Source organism: Maribellus sediminis (assembly GCF_011799805.1).
Taxonomy (GTDB): Bacteria; Bacteroidota; Bacteroidia; order Bacteroidales; family Prolixibacteraceae; genus Draconibacterium; species Draconibacterium sediminis_A.
Map to the genome: position 1 here is coordinate 320,661 of NZ_WXUB01000003.1, position 18,202 is coordinate 338,862.

Sequence of the window (18,202 nt, forward strand, 5' to 3'; positions counted from 1 at the left end):
TTGGGGAGTTTACTGCTGAACCAGAATGGTCATCGAAATAGGATCAATAAGCAGTTCGTTTGAAATCGTGTCGCCGATGCCCTGCTCGTCGATGAAATCGGAAGTGGCAATAACTCTGAATTCCCCCTCGGGAAGCGGAAAAGCAACATCTTCGTTGGTGCCGTTAAATATCAGGAAGATCCGTTTCCAGTCATCTTCCAAACCTTCGGTATCGATACAATACGACACAAGCCCGATCTGATATTTGGCACAAAAATTTAAATGTTGCCGAATTCCTTCCGAAGTCGTAATTCTGAAGGCAGGATGATTTTTTCGTAACTGAATCAGTTTCTGAAAATAATGGAATACATCGATAAATTCATTCTTGCGATTCCAATCGATCTGATTTACTGAATCGGGTGATTTATACGAGTTGCCGTTACCGTTTTTACTTCGGCAAAAATCGACACCGGCATGCAAAAACGGCACTCCCTGCGAGGTAAGTACAAGCGCTCCAGCCAGTTTCACACGTTTTATCAATTCGGCTGTCGGAGCTTTCGGCAAACTTTGGTTTAGCTTATCCCAAAGCGTATAATTATCGTGACACGATACGTAGTTGATGCATTGATCAGGCTCCGCTGCCCAGGGCGAATGAACGGTTTCGATGTATCCGTAATTCACTTGCGGATGCTGAACCGCTGCAGTAATCCCAAATTTTATGGCCTCTTCGCGCAATACCAGCCCACTCACAAATCCTTTCGATTTTTTATCGCCGTGGTTTCCCTTTAACGCATCCCTGAAATCGTCGTTAAAACTGGCAATGCCTTTTAACTGAGGTGTATTTTGTTTTACGGCCCGCAAATCTTCGGGCATCGGACTTTGATCAGCAGCCCAGCCTTCGCCATAAAGTATTAATCCGGGATCGATTTTATCCATTTCCTTCCGGATCTTCTTCATGGTATTAACATCGAGAACACCCATTAAATCAAAACGAAATCCATCGATATGAAATTCCTCCACCCAATATTTCAGGCTGTTGATAATATAGCGGCGCACCATGGAGCGTTCGCTCGCCAACTCGTTACCACAACCGGATGCATTTGAAAAAGTACCATCTGGTTTTTGCCGGTAGAAATAGCCCGGTACCATCTGGTTAAAAACCGATTCCTTTGCGTAAAACGTATGATTGAAAACAACATCCAGGATCACCCCGATGCCTTTGTCGTGAAGTGCTTTTACAAGGCTTTTGAATTCAAAAATCCGTTTCGTCCCATCGTAAGGATCGGATGAATACGAACCTTCGAGTGCGCAATAATGCTGCGGATCGTAGCCCCAGTTGTATTTATCCAGCGGTTTTTCTTCGTCGATGGTCACAAAATCGTTTACCGGAAGTAAATGCAAGTGAGTAATTCCTAGCTCAACCAAATGATCGATACCCGTTTTAACGCCTGTTGGTGCCGTGGTTCCTTCTTCGGTAAAACCCAGGTACTTGCCTTTATTTGTAATTCCTGAATTTGGATCGATGGAGAAATCGCGTACATGCGTTTCGTAAATGATGGCATCAGTAAAACTCTTCAGGCGCGGGCCGTTATCCTCCACCCAGCCGTCGGGATTTGTAGTATTCGGATTATAAATCTGTCCGCGTAAACCATTCACCCCCACACAGCGGGCATAAATTCCCGGAACCTCATCGAGCCACTCACCGTCGTTTACCCTGAATGTGTAATATTTTCCTTCGTAATCGCCGTTCAAAACAGTCGACCAAACTCCGTCACCAACTTTTTGAAGGTTGGTTTTATGAAAGGCTTCACTTTTATTGCCGTCCTTATACAGGCGCAATTCAACCATCTGGGCAGTTGGTGCCCAAATTTTTATGCTGGTCTTTTCCGGCGCCCAGAATACGCCCAGATCGTTGGGTTTGTAATCCGGGTAGGTTGAGAAATCGATATGGTTGAACTTCCAGTTTCGCATCAGAACTTAACTAGTGTTTTGCGTAAATAAACCGAGCTGCTTGCCAGCTTTTTCCCTTTTACATTTTGAACCTGCACTTTTACCTTCGGAAATTTCTTTAAGCGCTTGTCGTGACCGTAAAACCGGGTAAGGTCGATTTCCAGTTCGTGAATTTTTCCACGTTCCAGGTACAGCGGATAAAACGTCCGGTTAGCCATTCCTTTCAGTTTGAATTTCCGTTTGAGCCAAAAATTATCGAACACCAGCAAAGGCTGATCCAGATCAACATCAACGTCGCCTGTATTTTCAACTTTCAGCATTAATCGATCGGGATAATATTTGCTGTCTTTTGCCAGCTCTATTCGTACCTTTTGTCTTTTAAACAACTTGTTGTCTGACTTTGTTGCTGACTTTGGAAAACGCTTGCGACCAATAATTATTGCAGCAAAAACCACTACAATAAAAACCACCACCCATAACAATTTATGGCCTTCCGGACCAATTTCATTCTGTGCCCAAATTAGCTTTGAACCCAACAAACTAAAAACAAGTAGTATCGCTTTTTTATAGTACCTCATTCCGGGCAAATGTAAGTCTTTTTTTGAGTTGAAAACCATGCAATGGTCACTGTAATTAATACTTAGATCAAAGGATATAATAACCAGCGAAATTACAAATTTTCAATTCAACAACTGTTATACAAAAGTTGATGAGCAAGGTGAATTCAACTAAAAAGGTCCGGTTTTACCGGACCTTTTCTTTTGCTTAAATTCTTCTAATTTAATCCCAGACCAATCCCGAAACTCAGGTAAGACGTTGAAGGGAAATCGCCGCCTTTGGGCGAATAATTGTATTTGGCCTTCAACGACAAGGTAGCCGACGGATTCAGGTCGAGTAACACACCAAGTTCAGGAGCAGTGTGGAACAACCATTTGTCGTCGGTAAGCGAAAATACGCCAATGTCGTTTCGCTGTTGTACATACTGAATACCGGCACCGATACCCAGGTACGGCGTATAAGTTCCGGTAATAAAGTATTTCTTGAACACGACATCAATCGGCACCATGTTCTGATAATGAAATTGCGTACCGTAAATATCCAGATCATTGAGTTCAAACAATTCCGGACCCACTTTCTCTCTGAATATAAGCCATGCAACGTTTATTCCAACCGACAGGTCGTCGCCAATAAAGCGGTTGGCTTCAAAATCAACTCCACGCGGACTAATACCGCTTGTAAAATCGGCTGTTTTGCCAAAAGGAATCGAAGGAAGATAATTCACATACACCTCGGTGTAACTTTGCGCCTTTGCACTGTTTAATGCAAAACTTAATAGGACTATCAATATATATTTCTTCATGATGTCTGCTTTTTGAGGTTATTTTTCGAGGTACGGACTTTGTGTAAAAACCTGATCGATCTGTTTCGTCAGACGGTTTGAAATGGAAGCATCCGAACCAACCAGAATACCGTTCACAGCACCGGTCCATAAAATATCGATCTTAGGATTTTCATCCTGATTTGCTGGCAATTCCATGTTCTTAATATCTACCATGTCAATCATTACTGTTCCAACCGAATAGCCATAACTTGGATAGCCGTAACCCGGCCAGACCGGATACCACGGGTATCCCGGATAATACCAACTACCCCAGTACCACCAATCCCAGTAGTCCCACCAGTAGGTATAATAGAAATACATATCAACCGCAAGAGCCGAAAGCAGGATGGATACATCGGCATCCGATTCAATCTTATCAGGATCAGTAATTTCCTGCCATCCCATATCCAAAAAATTCTGCCTTACCTGCGATATGATCTGGGCATCGTGTGTACGATCCACATCTTCCAAATCTTCTTCGTCTTCAACGATATAAATCACGGTGTCTTCGAGGTAGAACGTGTTGTATCCCGAAAAATTCTGGTTGTCATCAACCCTTGTTATGGCCAGGTCCTGTTCTTCGATGCTTGCATCAAACTCAGGCGAACATGCGGCAATTACTGCCAGTAGCGGTATCAGCCATACATACTTTTTGATTAGTGCATTCATGTGTATTTATTGTTTGTTATTAAGGTAATTTCTCACATTCGGGTGAATTCATCCCGAACCTTCAGTATTCATATCATAGGTTCTGATCTATAACTCGACTGCTAACATTTTGTTTTATAAAAAAAGCATGGTCACTCAAAATTAGGGCTTTTTGAATGACCATGCAATAGATGATGGGGATAAGAATGTCTACAATATGTTAATTCTGGATGGCATTAAGAAATGCTTCGCTGCCACCAACTACAGGAATTTTTATTGTTGTTTTGTCCAGATCAACGGTTAGCTCAGTGCCGGGTTTCGGGAGCAGTGTAAATTCACTGTCACTCGAGAAGATCATTAGACCAATTTGCTGACCGGCCTTGATCACCTGATCATCGGGTTGGAATTCAAAAGTCATTTCGTAGAACTTGCCCGGCTTAAGTGGTTCGCTTTCGCGCAACGACTTATAGTTTTGAAGGTCGGCCCAACCACGTGTAATTATGTTATCTGTAATTTTAATGCGGCGTCCTTCGTTCCAGGGCAACGAAACCAGGTAAACAGAAAGGTTAACTGCCGGCTTGCTGCTGGCTGCCGAAATAGTGATCACCGGTTTTCCTGAAATGTGTACATCCTCTTTTAACACCGGCGAAACATAGATCAATCGATGTTCGGTAATATCAGCTTTAGCTAGTGCTTCTGCCGAAAATGAGTAATTGTCAACCAAAGTTTCTTTCCCTTGTTTCGAAGGTTGTTGTATGGCGAGTTCACCTTTTGCCGGGGCTCCTGCCTTCAGGTGCAATTCCACCATCGATGCATCCGGATTTGGGTAATCTTTATACGAAGTTGGACTACCCGGGTCATCGTCTTCGCGAACGATCCATGCACGTGGCTCATCTTCCACCCCGTTTTCAACACCAAAAAGATAACGGGTAAACCAGCGGTTCATCATCGAAAGTGGCGGCGGACCGCCGTGGCCCATCTGGTGGTAGTAGATCATGGCCGGAATACCTTTTTCTTTCGCCGCTTCATAAATCCGGTAACTGTGCTCGGGCATCACGTTCCAGTCGTTAAAACCGTGCGACATAAAAAGTGCCGCTTTCATTTTATCCATTTTGTTCAGGTAATCGCGACCGGCCCAAAAATCGTTGTAATCGCCTGTAATTCGGTCCATACCTTCTTTCATTTCACCATCGCGGATCTTTTCGCGTGCATAAGCCCGTTTCGATTCATCGCCGCTGTGAATAAAATCGAACAAAACATCAACGTCCTCACCAAGATAACCGCCGGGAGAACGCACCAGCCCGTTTGAGCGGTAATAATTGTAATACGCGGTATTGGGCGCAATCGGAATTATAGCTTCCAGTCCTTCAACCCCTGTTGTTGCTGCTGCCAGTGGCAAAGTGCCGTTGTAAGATGTTCCGGTCATTCCAACTTTCCCGGTACTCCAGTACGCTTTAACCTCTTCGTTTCCGGTACGTGTAGTATAGCCTTTTGCCCGACCACAAAGCCAGTCGATTACAGCTTTTGGCGCCAAAGATTCGTTATCGCCACCAACGGTTGGTACACCGTCAGACAAACCTGTTCCGGGCGATGAAGAATGCACAACAATGTATCCTCGGGGCACCCAGGTATTCACGTGACCTGTTGAAATGATTGGACGTTTTCCCCTTCGCTGAATTTCGGTGGGATGAGTGATCGGTTTTCCCGGTTCGCCCAGTTCGTGTTTAACGTCGTGAAAATAGGCCGGATCGTTACCCGCTGTTCCTGCAAAATACGGGCTCGAATTGTAAATAACCGGAAGTTTCAGACCTTCAGTTTCGGTTTCACGCGGGCGAGTTACGTCGACGTGCATGCGGTCGAGCCGGCCATCGCCATCACTGTCGAATTCGGTTTCAACCCACAGATCTTCGCGTATCCAGTACGCCGGATCTTCAAAAGCTTTTACAATCTGCGCTTCACCGTTCTCGAAGAACGGTTTTGCGTGCTGTTCGTCCTGCGCATTTACCAAAAATACTACGAACGACAGCAATAAAATGGTTTCCAGTTTTTTCACGTAATTTTTCATATCGATACATTACCTATTTATAATTCCCTCAAGAAGCCCAAATATACTTAAGTGCAGATAATGATTTTATGATTTAAGCGGCTTTTTATTAATTAATTGTAACGAATGTATGTGATCTGGGTCACAAATCGTATATTAAGAGTTATTTGTATTTAATTTGAGAAGGCTTAAAAGAAATAGTATGTTGAAACAGATAGTTTGTCCGGTATCGAAAGATATGATCAACGAGCAGATCGTTCGATTAAATGCAATTATTGGAGTGCTGCTACTTACGGCAGGTTTTGCGTTTGATTCTGCCTTTTTCATGCTTTTTTTAATGGCCGATTTCTTTATCCGGGCATTTACATCAGTAAAGCTAAGCCCTGTCAGTTTTATCAGTCACTGGTTGACTAATACGCTGAAACTGGGTGAAAAGCGGATTGACAAAGCACCAAAAATATTTGCTGCCCGCCTCGGATTTGTAATGCTGCTACTTGTTAACATACTTTTCCTGACAGGAGCACATACAGCAGCACTTGTTGTTGGAGGTATTTTTGTTTTTTTCGCCATGCTTGAGTTTGCGTTGGCTGTATGTGTAGGATGTATCATATTCACCTACCTGGTTCTGCCCTTCTACAAATAATTATTATAATTACTCACTCAAGGCATCTGCTTGTTCTCAACTTTCAGATGCTTTTTTTGTGCAAATATTTTACGATTAACTTTCTTAAATACCCATCCACCTGTCCTTCCCTGCATCTACCCTTTATGCACAAATACAAGGAATGATACATTTTGATCACCTCCTGAAATTCGGCGCATTATAGTGTACCTTTTCAATGTTTTGCTCTAGTTGCGCCAATTTTGTGTGGTTTTTAACCCCGGGCAGAATGATTAAGGACTTTCAGCCCTACAAAACGGCAACACTTGTATTTGAGATTTCTTTATAAGCAAAAATTAGCACTGAAAGTGCGTCATATGATAGCCAAGGCCAAAGTAATTCAAAGAATTACGACGGCCTGGTGTTCTCAGTTAATTATTTATTCAATTCTTCAAGAACCCGGGCTGTAATATCTTCGCTATCGGGTGAAATATAGGCAAGTGTTCCGCCACTGACATCGAGAATGTAGGTGAACTTATTTTCTTTGGCGACCTTTTTAATGGTTTCATTCACTTCGTTGTAAACCGGTTGCAGCAATTCAATATTATGCTGACGAATTTGTTGCTGTGCAGTTTGATTGAAGGTCTGAATTTTTTGCGACAGTGTCAGCAATTCCTCCTGCTTTGTTTTCCGCATAAAGTCGGAGTAGCCTTCACTTTCCGCCTCAAAGGCTTCCATTTTATCCTGTTGTTGCTGCAGCATTTCGGCATAAATATCTTCCATGTCTTTTGCTTCTTGTTCAATCACTGTGTGGATGCTATCTGTATCGGGGTGTTTTTGCACCAGTTCCTGCACATTCACATGGCCGATCTTTAATGTGGTTTGGGCAAATAGCGGGGAAGCTGCAATAAACAGCACTGCAATAAGTAAAATTTTTATTCTCATATTTTTCGATTTAATTTTCACCAAAAGTAAAGTAAGCGCAAACAGCTGCTACGCAACAAACGTTAAAAACCACAAAGCAGAAGTTAACAAAGCTAAAACACGTAGAAGTTTACTATTTCCTGAAAACCAAATTTGCAGCACCGGGAAGCATGGGATTTTTGATGTAATAGTCCATGGTTGAATCGGGAACGGCAACCGGCATGTTCCATTGTGGAGTTGAAGCTCCAAAACCAAGAATCGGCATGTTGTCCAGTGGAGATTTGGAAACCGATTTTGATGTGTTATTTGCAGGTTCTATCGTTTTCTGCTGATTAAAAATCCGAAGTTGTGGAGTTACCGGCTTAAACGATAAATATTGATATTGATTTGTTTTGGTAAACTCAGTGCGCTTGATCGGCTCTATTTTCTGAAGTTTCAACAGATCCAGACTTTGCTGGCTCAAGGCGCTTAAAACGCCGATGGCAAAGGCAAGGGTTAATAGTATTCTAAGCATTTCTTATTTTTTTGGGAATTTACAAAGAATCATAAGTTTAACCTAAGCGATAAAAGCTTTTAACTTTTCCACAACAGTTTCTCTTCTTCGGCGGGAAATAGCAACACTTTCACCGTTTGATAATTTTAGAGCGCCTCCGTCGGTTTTTATAAATGCCGTAACATGCTTCAGGTTTACCAAATGCGATTTGTGTGTTCTTATAAACTGGTACTCCCTTAATAAATCTTCAAACTCGATAAGCGTTTTCGCCACCAGCAGGCGCTCACTATTCTCAAGAAAAATATGCGTGTAATTCCCTTCTCCCCTGCAGTGAATGATATTGGAAACCTCGATAAACTCGATCCGGTCGCCTGTTGGCAAACCAATCCGTGGATTTTCGGGTTGGTTCAGGTTTCTGTACAGCTCCTGTATTCTTTTGTTCTCCTCTTTACGTTGCAGGCGATTGGCAACTTTGTCTACTGCCGCTTTTAAATCATTTAGGTTGATTGGTTTTAAAATATAATCGACCGCAGAAAAACGGATGGCTTTAATCGCATAATTGTCATAAGCCGTTACAAAAATCACTTCGAAGGTTACCCTGGGTAAACGCTCCAGCAGTTGAAACCCATTGGCGCCGGGCATTTCAATATCGAGAAACACCAGATCTGGTTTCAGTGTATTAATCCGTTCGATCGCGGTTTCAACCGAAGCAGCCTGACCAAGAATCACAACCTCTGGGCAATTTTGCTGCAGTATCCCTGACAGGTTCTCGCGTCCATGTTTCTCGTCATCGACAATAATGGATGTAATATTCATATCCAATTATGTTCCAATTAATACAGGTATTTCTCTTGACAAACCTTAGCTGAATCGTATTTCATACAAACGATCAAGTGAGCACAATTATTCCTGTGTACTTTTTTCATACATTTTTATTGGTACCAAGCTAGCACCTTTTCTATCCATAACATCATCTTTATACTTCCGGAAGTAATCCGTTGTCATCAGATCAACCTGATAATAATGCTTTCCATAATTTTTTGCATTTTTCATTAGCTTACTAATGCTCATTTGCCCAAAATCCGTATTCCTATATTTATTTAAGACTTCGTTATCAACTCTCTTATTATCAATCCAAACACCATACATTTTAGAGTCCTTAAATGATTCGAACTGATCTTCGCTTGGCACATTTTCTTTAAGATATAGTGTGTTTGCCGGGACAAATCCCAATTCCTGCTCTAATTTTTGCTCCCGGCTCATATTCTCAAAAATATATTGCATCCGGCTCTTTTCTTCAGTGGAGAATTCATTCATGTAAATTGAGTATTTACCATTTTTCAATAATTTCTTGTGTTTTTCCGCTATGGCCTTATATTCATCTAGCAGCTCTTTTGACACGCCCTCTTCATTTCGCAAACTTTGCTGCACTTGTACAAATATTTCAGAATTTCGGGCTTCAATCTTAAAAGTAAAAACCATCGAGACTAAAATTACCGACGGGATTAATACCATTTTCTTGATTCTGACAGCTTTAAGGGAAACATTTTTATTCATCATGATAATTCGTTTTTTTATTGGTAAAAAATTAAATGCGCTTGAAAGATAAAAACTGGAACTGGTACCTGATTTATTAATCAATATGTACTGATATTCTTTTGTTCTTCCAGTACTTGAAACTACTGCGTCATCAGCAAGGAACTCATGGTTAAGTTGAATCGCATTTTTATATAGAAGTAAAACCGGATTTAGCCAGGCAAATGTTAAAATCAATTCTACAAACAAAATATCGAAAGAATGTAATTGAGAAACATGTGCCAATTCGTGTTGATAAATTTCTTCTTCAATACTATTATATTTAAAGTCGTTGCGGTTAATAAATATATAGTTGAGAAAACTAAAAGGATAATGATTTTCAGAGGTTAAAACTACTTTCGCATTTTTGTACAAAACCGCTTCTGTGTTTTTTGCCTTACTCCAAAGAATGAAAATATTCTTTAAAAATCTGTAAAAAAAATACGTAGTTAACAATATATACAATATAAAAAGTATTAGCCTCAGGATATTTACATTATTCGTTGATTGTCCAACGTCGCTAATGGCTGTATCCTGAAAATATTCTCCATTGAAAATAACAGGCGATTGAGCAACTTCGCTAGTTATTACGATAATTGGGAGAATAGGAATTATCAAGGAAAATAAAATACTGAATAATAGGTAAAACCGATTAAATTGATGCATCTTTTCATTTTCCAAAAACAAGCGATATATCAAAAATAGAATTGAGGATGATAAAACAAATTTGATAAAATAAGGAATCATTGCTTTTTGTTTTGAAGTTCGTCTTCTACTATTCTTTTTAGTTCTTCCAGTTCTGATGCAGAAAGATTACTTGATCTGGTGAAAAAAGAAGCAAATTGTAAGGCGGAATCATTAAAATAATTCTTAACAATTTTATTCATATGTTTCGAGAAATGCTCTTCTTTATTAACAAGAGCAAAATATTGCCTCGAATTTCCGTACAATTTATATGCAACAAAGCCTTTGTCTTGCATTCTTTTTAATAGTGTTGCGATAGTTGATGGAGCAGGTTTTGGTTCGGGATACAAATCAACTATTTCTTTCATAAAAGCTTTGTCAAGCTTCCATATAATTTCCATTAATTGTTCCTCAGTTTTAGAAAGTGCCATATTCTACATTTTGATACTTTATTCTACAAATGTAGAATATAAAATTAATTATCCAACTTTCTTTCATTTTTTTTGTTTTGGTCACTTTCAACTTTCTTCCGGCAGAGTAATCACAACCCTTGTTCCTTTGGGTTGATCAATAATCTCTAACAAAAATTTCTCTTTGTTTTTCTCCTGAAGAATTTTCAGGCGTTCCTGAACCAGCTTAGAGCCTTTTCCGTTTTTTGATTTTGAAATTTCCTGCGCTGCTTCCCGCCCGATGCCATTGTCCTCAATCGAAATTTTAAGTTCCGTGCCATTTTGCTCAACCTCAATTTTTAGTTGCCGGTCGCTGGCTTTGTTTTGCAAACCATGAATGATGGCATTTTCCACAAAAGGTTGTAATATCATTGACGGAACCATCGTATTGTGCACATCTACCTGTTCATCTACAAGCAGCGAATAGTCAAAGTCGAAGCGTAATTTTTCAAGACTCAGGTATTGCTGAATCATTTCCAGTTCCTCGGCCAACGACACTTCTTCCTTTTCCGAGTTATTCAACACTTTCCGGATCAATCCGGCAAAATCGCTTAAATACAAATGGGCCTCGCGGCCCTTGTTTTGCTGAACCAGGTTTTGCACCGAGTTCAAACTGTTAAAAAGAAAGTGTGGATTCATTTGCGAGCGGATGGCGGTGAGCTCCAATTCTCGCAAGCGCGTTCGTTGCTGCTCTTTTCGGAAACGCTGCCTTACTCGCCACTTCCAGATAAACAGCACCAAAAGCAGGAGGACAAGAGTAATCACCAGTAAAAGGACGATAAACTGAAGCTGAGATTTGTCGAGTTGTTTCTTTTGAGGCTCTAAAGTTGCCCGTGCCTTTTTAATAGCAGCCTCCGTCTCATCAGCATAACCTGTCATTTCACCTTTTTTGTCCAAAACGACATATACAAATCGTTTTTGGAATATGTCTCGAATTGAATTGCTGTCGTTAACAAAGAGTAATTGTTTAGCAACCGGCTCTGCCCTTGACGTATATTCTTTCCACCAATCATAACTGTTGTTTTCGCACACCAAAACAAAATTGATATCCTGATTTTTTTGAGCAAACTCATCAAAGAGATACCTGTTATGTCCAAATCCCTCAGAAATGCAAACTACCGTTGGTTTGTCTTCCGAAAGATCATTCAAAGTTACCTTATTGCCATCTAAATCTAAGAAGGAGATTTGGGGAAGAAAACTGTCAGACTGAAGTTTTTGATGCTGTCGAACAATACTTGTCATGCTGGAAACCAGGTTCAAATCATTACATCGTTTACTTAACAACTCTGTATTCTCAATTGCATAATTAATCCAGTAATCTTCAACATCGTTTCTCAAATTCATTCTTCGTTCAGCAATTAGTACACTTTCCAACACACTCGCAATTTCGCGGTACAAAGCCGAACCCGACAGCATTAGTCGCATAAATTGTATCCGGCTATCCAAATCCCTGGTGTAATCCACACCAAAACCTGACCGACCGTCAGCAGTAACTTTCCTAATCTTAAAAAACTGATAGGCACAATAACTTTCTACCATCTTTCGCGAGAACAAACCATAGTCGTTATAAATATCCTGAATATTAAACTTATCAATATGGTTCTCCAGTTCATTTAGTTCCGAATCTTCAATGGTTGCATCATTAGAGATGGCAATCAACTTACCATTTTGGCCTTGCATCGTTAATCTTACCTCACTTCTACGCGCATTGGTAAAAAAATTATAAAATCCGGTGTAGACATAACTCTTAGTTTCGTTTATGATAAATCTGAGCGTTCGTTCATCGATCGTTGTTTTGTATGAAGAGATCAAGCTTTCCATTGTCTCAAGACTATCATAAAATGCCAACACTTTATCCTTTCCGGTTAAATCGCCGTACAGGTAGTTAAAAATAAATCTCAAGTCTTGTTTAAAATTAATCTGATTGCTGATTTTTTCCAACAATTCAGATTCAGCCACCCTCGTACCACTAAAACTAAGGTACCAGGGCTGTTCTGCTCCTTTTGCAACGAAGCCAATCGTATCTCCGGGTTCCGCATAAAACACAAACATTTTGGATCCCTCATGTTTATTTTTATTTTCATTCTCGACATACACAAATCCACCTTCTGAAAAATCGATTTCGGTTTCAAAGTATCCCTTTTCATCCAACATGAAAATTCTGTCTTTCATTTCTGTACCAAAAGCACTGCTAAGCGTTTTTAAATGAATAATATTACTGAGGGGACTTTCTATACTTCCGGAAATAACAAGTTTTTTCTCTGCAACAGGCTTGGAATAAAGCAATCTGAAATGAGTCTCGTTTACCTGCCATTTCAATTTGTCAGCTCCATAAAAACTCTGGCGCATTGAATCTCGACGAATAGTGGTATATTCTGAGACTATTCCATTTTCAGTGTTAACCCAATATTTCTTATATGTTTTGGCCGGAATGAGATTATCAAAATCCATATCACTAAAGGCTAAAAACTGATTTCCTTTCCTGTTTATTTTCAGTCTGTCTTCTAATAAACTTTTATTTAAGGTACTGTCAGCATTAATAGCAGAATTATGAAACCAAAGAAGATGCTCAATCAGATATTTTTGTTTATTAAGAAGTTTACTATTCACGTTCTTTGCTATTGCCTCCCTCTCTTTTCCGTCGATACCTTGCAGTTTTAAAAATTGGAAAAAGCCTTCAAGCAACTCCACCCGGTTAAGCATTTCCGCATTACGAGTGTTTAGATTGATCAAGAATTTGATATCTGATCGGCATAAATACATACTAAATAAATCTGTACTTCCATATACATTACCCACAGCACTAAAATCGGGATAGAAGAAATCTTTTTTATTAATTTTATTTGATTTCAAAGGTTGTTCAAGCGTATTTTCAAGAAAGGAAACCGAAACAATTGCTTCCTGGTTGGCTACAAACTTTTCGACAAAAAGTCGGAATACTTTCTCCTGAACCGAGAAAATATCTTTGGAATTATCCTTCAGAATTCCATAATCTTGATCCGTTATTTCAAAGACATATTCATGTCCTTCTTCAAGCTTTAACAGAATAGTCTGTTCCTGAGCAAGCGAGCCCAGACTTAACAATGTGCAAAGAATAAAAAGGATGTGTTGAGTTTTCATTTCGTTGATATCAGTTTTTCTCAAATTTGGCCGAAAAAAATCGAAATAAAAAGGAGGACTTATTAAACGGTAGCTTTGGTTTATTTAGCGGCAAGAAGCATTCCGTCATTGAGAAATAATGTAATTAATCAATCGACATTTTTTATTAAAATGCAAGTTGTAGGGACCCAATTATTTTTCATCAGGAATAATAATCTCAACTTTTGTCCCTTCTTTTAAATCAATAATCTTCAAATCATACTTTTCTCTGTTCTTCTCCTGAAGTATTTTCATACGTTCCTGAACCAGCTTCGAGCCTTTCCCGTTTTTTGATTTTGAAATATCCCGGGCTGCTCCCCGCCCGATGCCGTTATCTTCAATCGAAATTTTAAGTTCTGTACCATTTTGCTCAAATTCAATTTTTAACTGCCGGTCGTTGGCTTTGTTTTGCAAACCATGAATGATGGCATTCTCCACAAATGGTTGTAAAATCATCGACGGTACCATCGTATTGTGTACATCTACCTGTTCATCAACAAGCAGCGAATAGTCAAACTCGAAGCGTAATTTTTCGAGGCTCAGATATTGCTGAATCATTTCCAGTTCCTCAGCCAGCGACACCTCTTCCTTCTCCGAATTGTTTAATACTTTCCGAATCAACCCGGCAAAATCGCTTAAATACAAATGGGCCTCGCGGCCCTTGTTTTGCTGAACGAGGTTTTGCACCGAGTTCAAACTGTTAAAAAGAAAGTGTGGATTCATTTGCGAGCGGATGGCGGTGAGCTCCAATTCTCGCAACCGTGTTCGCTGCTGCTCTTTTCGGAAACGCTGCCTGACGCGCCATTTCCAAACAATCAGAATTAACACTAATAGGATTAAGGTTATCACCAGTAAAAGGACGATAAATTGAAGCTGCGATTTATTGAGTTGTTTTTTTTCGGGCTGTAAGCTTTCTTTGGCTAATCCTATGATCGTGTCAGGCTGGGAAGAGGTGCCGAGAAGTTTCCCGTTCCTGTCGTAGGCAATGTAATACCTGGAATTTTGAAGGAAAACATCGTTTAGTGTTTGTTCGTTGTTGATCAGTAAAAGCTGAGCTGCTATCGGTTCTGCACGTTTGGTATAATCTGCCCATTCCTTAAAATTGTTACCTTCAGTTACCAGCACCACATTTAAATCGGGATTGTCTTCGGCTACCTTATCCCAATAATACCTTTCAATTGCACGATCAGAAGTGATGTAGAAAATTGTAGGCTTTTCACCAAAAAAATCTTTAAAATAAAGGGCTCCCCCATCCTGATTAAAAAACTTTTGCTCCGGACAGTAATTATCGTTTTGCCACTGCAAACTGTTTTGACGAAGTTGTTTTACAGCCTCCAGAAACTCAGTATCGTTGCAGGTTCTGAGTATCAGATCCAACGTTTCGTCCACTTTTTTGTATATATAAGACCGATCCTGATACAGCATTTCTTCCCGCCTGCTTAAATCGCCCTGACACATTTGAACCACCTGGCTGTAGAATCCATGTCCGGCCAAAATTGCACGAGCAAGCTGGGTTCGCATTTCAATATCGCTGAAATAATAGAATTTCAGATTTACGCCTGCAATTTTATAATCTCTAATTGCCAACTCTTTAACTTTTTGCGCTATCCCGAAATAGTACATGAGATAATAGCCGGCAAAAAATCTTGAATAAATTCCGTAGTCATTATAGCAATCATTAAATTTTACAGATTCGATGATAGCTTCCATTTTTTTCAGGTCCGTTTCATCCTCGTCGGAGCCATACATGGATGTTAAATCGGAACGAAGGTAATAGCGCAACTGAGAGAGATTTCGAAATATTGAATTATATAAAAACGCTTTTAATTCTCTACCAATAAATTGAACTATAGTTGTATCAGTATCCGATTTATACTTTTCAGTGAAAGAATCAACTTGATCCAGAGCGGCAATAAAGTCTTTGTAGCTGTTTTTCGTATTGTATGATTGCAGGGTATTGAAACTCAAACGTTCGTTAAAGATTTTAAAGGTTTGCCTGAAATCATTCAACATCTTATTTTCACTGCTGAAATCGCCGCCGTAATCAATATCCCATGGAAATTCTTCACCACTGGCAGAAAAAGTTGATTCACTACCGGGTTCGGCATAAAAAGCCAGTACGCGGGAGTTATCGATGTAATTGAATCTCCCGATTTCGAGGAAAACCATTTCCGGGTGTTTAAGTGAAATATCAATTTGGAAGGAATTGTTTTCGTCAAGAAAAACCATTTCCTGGCGTAGTTCGTTGCCAAAGGGCCGGTCAAGAAAAGCCAGTGTGACTGTATTGGTTTTAGGATTTTCAATCTTACCCGAAAGAATAAATCGGGCCGGAGCAATGTCACGAATTGATTTCAATACAATACTCTTTTCAAAATATTTATCCCCGTATCTCCTTGCTCTGGGGATGGTGTCAAATGAAACTGTCCTAAATTTTTTCAGGGAATTCATTTCCTTATCGATGATAATTTCACGTGACAGCAAACCGGGTGTTTTATCCCACTTTTTCTGAGAAAGGATCATGGTTGGTTTTGGATATTCAAGTTTTGTCTCGAATTTTTCGGGATCGAACATTTCATCAGGAATGCGATAAATTGACTCGACCAAGGTTGTTACTTCCTTCAGCACCTTTTTGTTTATGATATCAACCCTTTCGGTTATTTGTTGCTGACCAAATCCCTGTTCCTTCAGGATGCTGTATAATTCTTCGAGCAACCCGGCGCGATTAACCAACGTAACTTTGCTACTGTCGAAATCAAAGTTGTATTTGAACTGAATCCGGCACAAAAGTCCTTCGTAAAAATCAGGATATCGCCTGTCGTAAAAACCATCTACCAGTTCGGGGTACCTGTAATCTTTTAAAGAGGTAACATCCGAAAGCGGTTCTTCAACGCTGTTACCAATAAATTCAACACTTAGGTAATTCTGATTATCCGCAGAAGACTTCTCGTATTTTAGCTTTAGTGTCTGTTTTTTCAGAAGCATTTCTGTCTTTTTACCCTCATTGTCTTGCAGATAGTTCAGATCGCTGAATTCATAAACATATTCTTTGCCAATTGATGGAAACATTTTGAAATCAGCCTCCTGAGAGAACGAAACGAAACTACTTAAGTACAAAACGAGAAAAAGTACGGTTGAAAGTTTCATAGCGATTGATTATTGGTAGTTCAAATTTGGCCGAAAAAATTCGAAATAAAAAGGAGGACTTATTAAACGGTAGCTTTGGTTTATTTAGCGGTTGTCAATGTTGAATTGTTTCAGGTCCTAATCAAACAATCATGATCTTCAGGAATCAACAACGGAGATGAAAGTGAATTTTAATTGTATCTTATTTACCCTCTCTCCTGTCTCTCCCTTCAGGAATGGAGAGACGATTAGCCTCCAAACACAACAAAGGTCAAGCTGATCATTGATCTGATAAAACAAAGTTCCACTGTCCAATCGTCCCTGCCTGCCGGACAGGCAGGCTTCCTTGCTTGCAGGGAAGGATAAGAAGATGGGTACAAATAAACTAAGAAGGATAGACTTTCAAAAAAAGGCGACCTGCAAAACAGATCGCCTTTCGTTTATCTTGTATAGTATTCTTTCTATTCTGAAGGACGTGTAAAAACTGAATCATCAATTTTTTCATCCAGTTTTATTTCATCCAGGGTAATTGTGCTGGTACCCATCGGCATTACCTGCTCCATTTTGCAGCCCATTTTTATACCGTTGATCTCTTTGTATTCAACAATTTTGGTATCTACATTCATGGTTTGGCCCATGGCTTCTACTTTCGTTTTCACCATCGAAACCAGGTAAGTTTCTCCATCGATATAATAATCTTTTACCATACCATCGGCATTGGTGAGTTTAATGCGGTAGGCTTCTTTTCCATCCAGATTCACTTTTCCGATCAATTCAGCAGTGCTTCCTTTCTTGGCGTAATTGTACAATTCGCCTTCCAGATCGGCCTGGCTCATTGCCTGTTTCAAATCGGCGCCTTTCAGATCGGTAACTCCGCCGCCAACCATCGGATTGATCATCCAACCGTTTTCGCCGTCGAATCCCTGAACGATTTTCTGGCCCATGGCTTCTGTTTCAATCTTAAATTTGTTGGGTTTTTTCATTTGCATGGTCATGGGCATTTCCATTCCCATCATGCTCATTTTAGCCTTAATATAAAAGGTTTTAACGTCGGCCAGTTTTTCCAGGCCCGTAGCTTTGTAATTTTTTTCGAGTACTTCGTCGAGTGTTTGTGCCTGCGCTGCAACAAATGCAAAAAGCACAAGGGCGGTTAATAAGAAGGTCCGTTTCATCATTTTGAGTTTAAATTGAATTGAAATTTATTTCGTCTAAT

At 39.9% G+C, this 18,202-nt stretch carries 14 protein-coding genes; 1 reads left to right on the top strand and 13 read right to left on the bottom strand.

Annotated elements, in window-relative coordinates:
• Positions 1-9 precede the first annotated feature (9 nt).
• The 5 genes from pulA to HFD85_RS13285 all read right to left on the bottom strand — a co-directional run bounded on the left by pulA (position 10) and on the right by HFD85_RS13285 (position 6,023).
• Positions 10-1,950, bottom strand: a complete 1,941-nt coding sequence (gene pulA, locus HFD85_RS13265; RefSeq protein ID WP_167610518.1) for a type I pullulanase — start codon at positions 1,948-1,950, stop codon at positions 10-12.
• Positions 1,950-2,507, bottom strand: a complete 558-nt coding sequence (locus HFD85_RS13270) for a hypothetical protein (protein WP_167610520.1) — start codon at positions 2,505-2,507, stop codon at positions 1,950-1,952. Before HFD85_RS13270 ends, pulA begins: the two co-directional genes overlap by 1 nt.
• Positions 2,508-2,704: 197 nt before the next feature.
• Positions 2,705-3,289 carry a hypothetical protein gene (locus HFD85_RS13275; protein ID WP_167610522.1) on the bottom strand — a complete coding sequence of 195 codons (585 nt, stop codon included), beginning with the start codon at positions 3,287-3,289 and terminating at the stop codon, positions 2,705-2,707.
• Between the two features lie 18 nt (positions 3,290-3,307).
• Entirely contained in the window at positions 3,308-3,979 is a 672-nt protein-coding gene (locus tag HFD85_RS13280) for a DUF4136 domain-containing protein (RefSeq protein WP_167610524.1), read from the bottom strand.
• A 199-nt stretch (positions 3,980-4,178) separates the two neighbouring features.
• Positions 4,179-6,023: a Xaa-Pro dipeptidyl-peptidase gene (locus HFD85_RS13285; RefSeq protein ID WP_167610526.1), complete on the bottom strand. Its 1,845-nt coding sequence runs from the start codon at positions 6,021-6,023 to the stop codon at positions 4,179-4,181.
• A 181-nt stretch (positions 6,024-6,204) separates the two neighbouring features.
• Between HFD85_RS13285 and HFD85_RS13290 the strand changes: the two genes are divergently transcribed.
• Positions 6,205-6,645 carry a DUF4395 domain-containing protein gene (locus tag HFD85_RS13290; RefSeq protein ID WP_167610527.1) on the top strand — a complete coding sequence of 147 codons (441 nt, stop codon included), beginning with the start codon at positions 6,205-6,207 and terminating at the stop codon, positions 6,643-6,645.
• A 393-nt stretch (positions 6,646-7,038) separates the two neighbouring features.
• Here the strand turns inward: HFD85_RS13290 and HFD85_RS13295 are convergent, their stop codons facing one another.
• The 8 genes from HFD85_RS13295 to HFD85_RS13330 form a co-directional block, all read right to left on the bottom strand.
• Positions 7,039-7,548 (bottom strand): OmpH/Skp family outer membrane protein, encoded by a 510-nt coding sequence (locus HFD85_RS13295; RefSeq protein WP_167610529.1) that lies wholly within the window; start codon positions 7,546-7,548, stop codon positions 7,039-7,041.
• A gap of 112 nt (positions 7,549-7,660) precedes the next feature.
• A complete protein-coding gene (locus HFD85_RS13300) occupies positions 7,661-8,041 on the bottom strand; it encodes a hypothetical protein (protein ID WP_167610532.1) in 381 nt (126 codons plus the stop codon).
• Positions 8,042-8,083: 42 nt separating this feature from the next.
• On the bottom strand, positions 8,084-8,836 hold the full coding sequence (locus HFD85_RS13305) for a LytR/AlgR family response regulator transcription factor (RefSeq protein WP_167610535.1): 753 nt from the start codon (positions 8,834-8,836) through the stop codon (positions 8,084-8,086).
• 87 nt (positions 8,837-8,923) lie between these two features.
• Positions 8,924-10,342, bottom strand: a complete 1,419-nt coding sequence (locus tag HFD85_RS13310) for a M56 family metallopeptidase (protein ID WP_167610538.1) — start codon at positions 10,340-10,342, stop codon at positions 8,924-8,926.
• Complete coding sequence (locus tag HFD85_RS13315) at positions 10,339-10,710, bottom strand: BlaI/MecI/CopY family transcriptional regulator (protein ID WP_167610541.1); 372 nt, start codon at positions 10,708-10,710, stop codon at positions 10,339-10,341. The genes HFD85_RS13310 and HFD85_RS13315 overlap by 4 nt, the downstream gene beginning before the upstream one ends.
• Positions 10,711-10,797: 87 nt before the next feature.
• The gene (locus HFD85_RS13320) at positions 10,798-13,848 is read right to left on the bottom strand and encodes a sensor histidine kinase (protein WP_167610544.1); all 3,051 of its coding nucleotides are present in this window, start codon (positions 13,846-13,848) and stop codon (positions 10,798-10,800) included.
• Positions 13,849-14,019: 171 nt separating this feature from the next.
• Positions 14,020-17,010, bottom strand: a complete 2,991-nt coding sequence (locus tag HFD85_RS13325; protein ID WP_167610547.1) for a sensor histidine kinase — start codon at positions 17,008-17,010, stop codon at positions 14,020-14,022.
• 440 nt (positions 17,011-17,450) lie between these two features.
• Positions 17,451-18,161 carry a LolA family protein gene (locus HFD85_RS13330; RefSeq protein ID WP_167610550.1) on the bottom strand — a complete coding sequence of 237 codons (711 nt, stop codon included), beginning with the start codon at positions 18,159-18,161 and terminating at the stop codon, positions 17,451-17,453.
• Between the last annotated feature and the right edge of the window lie 41 nt (positions 18,162-18,202).

What these genes read in the sequence shown, in the direction of transcription:
- HFD85_RS13330 (WP_167610550.1), bottom strand. Translation starts at nt 18,161, where the DNA reads ATGAAACGGACCTTCTTATTAACCGCCCTTGTGCTTTTTGCATTTGTT.
- HFD85_RS13305 (WP_167610535.1), bottom strand. Translation starts at nt 8,836, where the DNA reads ATGAATATTACATCCATTATTGTCGATGACGAGAAACATGGACGCGAG.
- HFD85_RS13270 (WP_167610520.1), bottom strand. Translation starts at nt 2,507, where the DNA reads ATGAGGTACTATAAAAAAGCGATACTACTTGTTTTTAGTTTGTTGGGT.
- HFD85_RS13325 (WP_167610547.1), bottom strand. Translation starts at nt 17,010, where the DNA reads ATGAAACTTTCAACCGTACTTTTTCTCGTTTTGTACTTAAGTAGTTTC.
- HFD85_RS13280 (WP_167610524.1), bottom strand. Translation starts at nt 3,979, where the DNA reads ATGAATGCACTAATCAAAAAGTATGTATGGCTGATACCGCTACTGGCA.
- pulA (WP_167610518.1), bottom strand. Translation starts at nt 1,950, where the DNA reads ATGCGAAACTGGAAGTTCAACCATATCGATTTCTCAACCTACCCGGAT.
- HFD85_RS13290 (WP_167610527.1), top strand. Translation starts at nt 6,205, where the DNA reads ATGTTGAAACAGATAGTTTGTCCGGTATCGAAAGATATGATCAACGAG.
- HFD85_RS13285 (WP_167610526.1), bottom strand. Translation starts at nt 6,023, where the DNA reads ATGAAAAATTACGTGAAAAAACTGGAAACCATTTTATTGCTGTCGTTC.
- HFD85_RS13315 (WP_167610541.1), bottom strand. Translation starts at nt 10,710, where the DNA reads ATGGCACTTTCTAAAACTGAGGAACAATTAATGGAAATTATATGGAAG.
- HFD85_RS13300 (WP_167610532.1), bottom strand. Translation starts at nt 8,041, where the DNA reads ATGCTTAGAATACTATTAACCCTTGCCTTTGCCATCGGCGTTTTAAGC.
- HFD85_RS13275 (WP_167610522.1), bottom strand. Translation starts at nt 3,289, where the DNA reads ATGAAGAAATATATATTGATAGTCCTATTAAGTTTTGCATTAAACAGT.
- HFD85_RS13320 (WP_167610544.1), bottom strand. Translation starts at nt 13,848, where the DNA reads ATGAAAACTCAACACATCCTTTTTATTCTTTGCACATTGTTAAGTCTG.
- HFD85_RS13310 (WP_167610538.1), bottom strand. Translation starts at nt 10,342, where the DNA reads ATGATTCCTTATTTTATCAAATTTGTTTTATCATCCTCAATTCTATTT.
- HFD85_RS13295 (WP_167610529.1), bottom strand. Translation starts at nt 7,548, where the DNA reads ATGAGAATAAAAATTTTACTTATTGCAGTGCTGTTTATTGCAGCTTCC.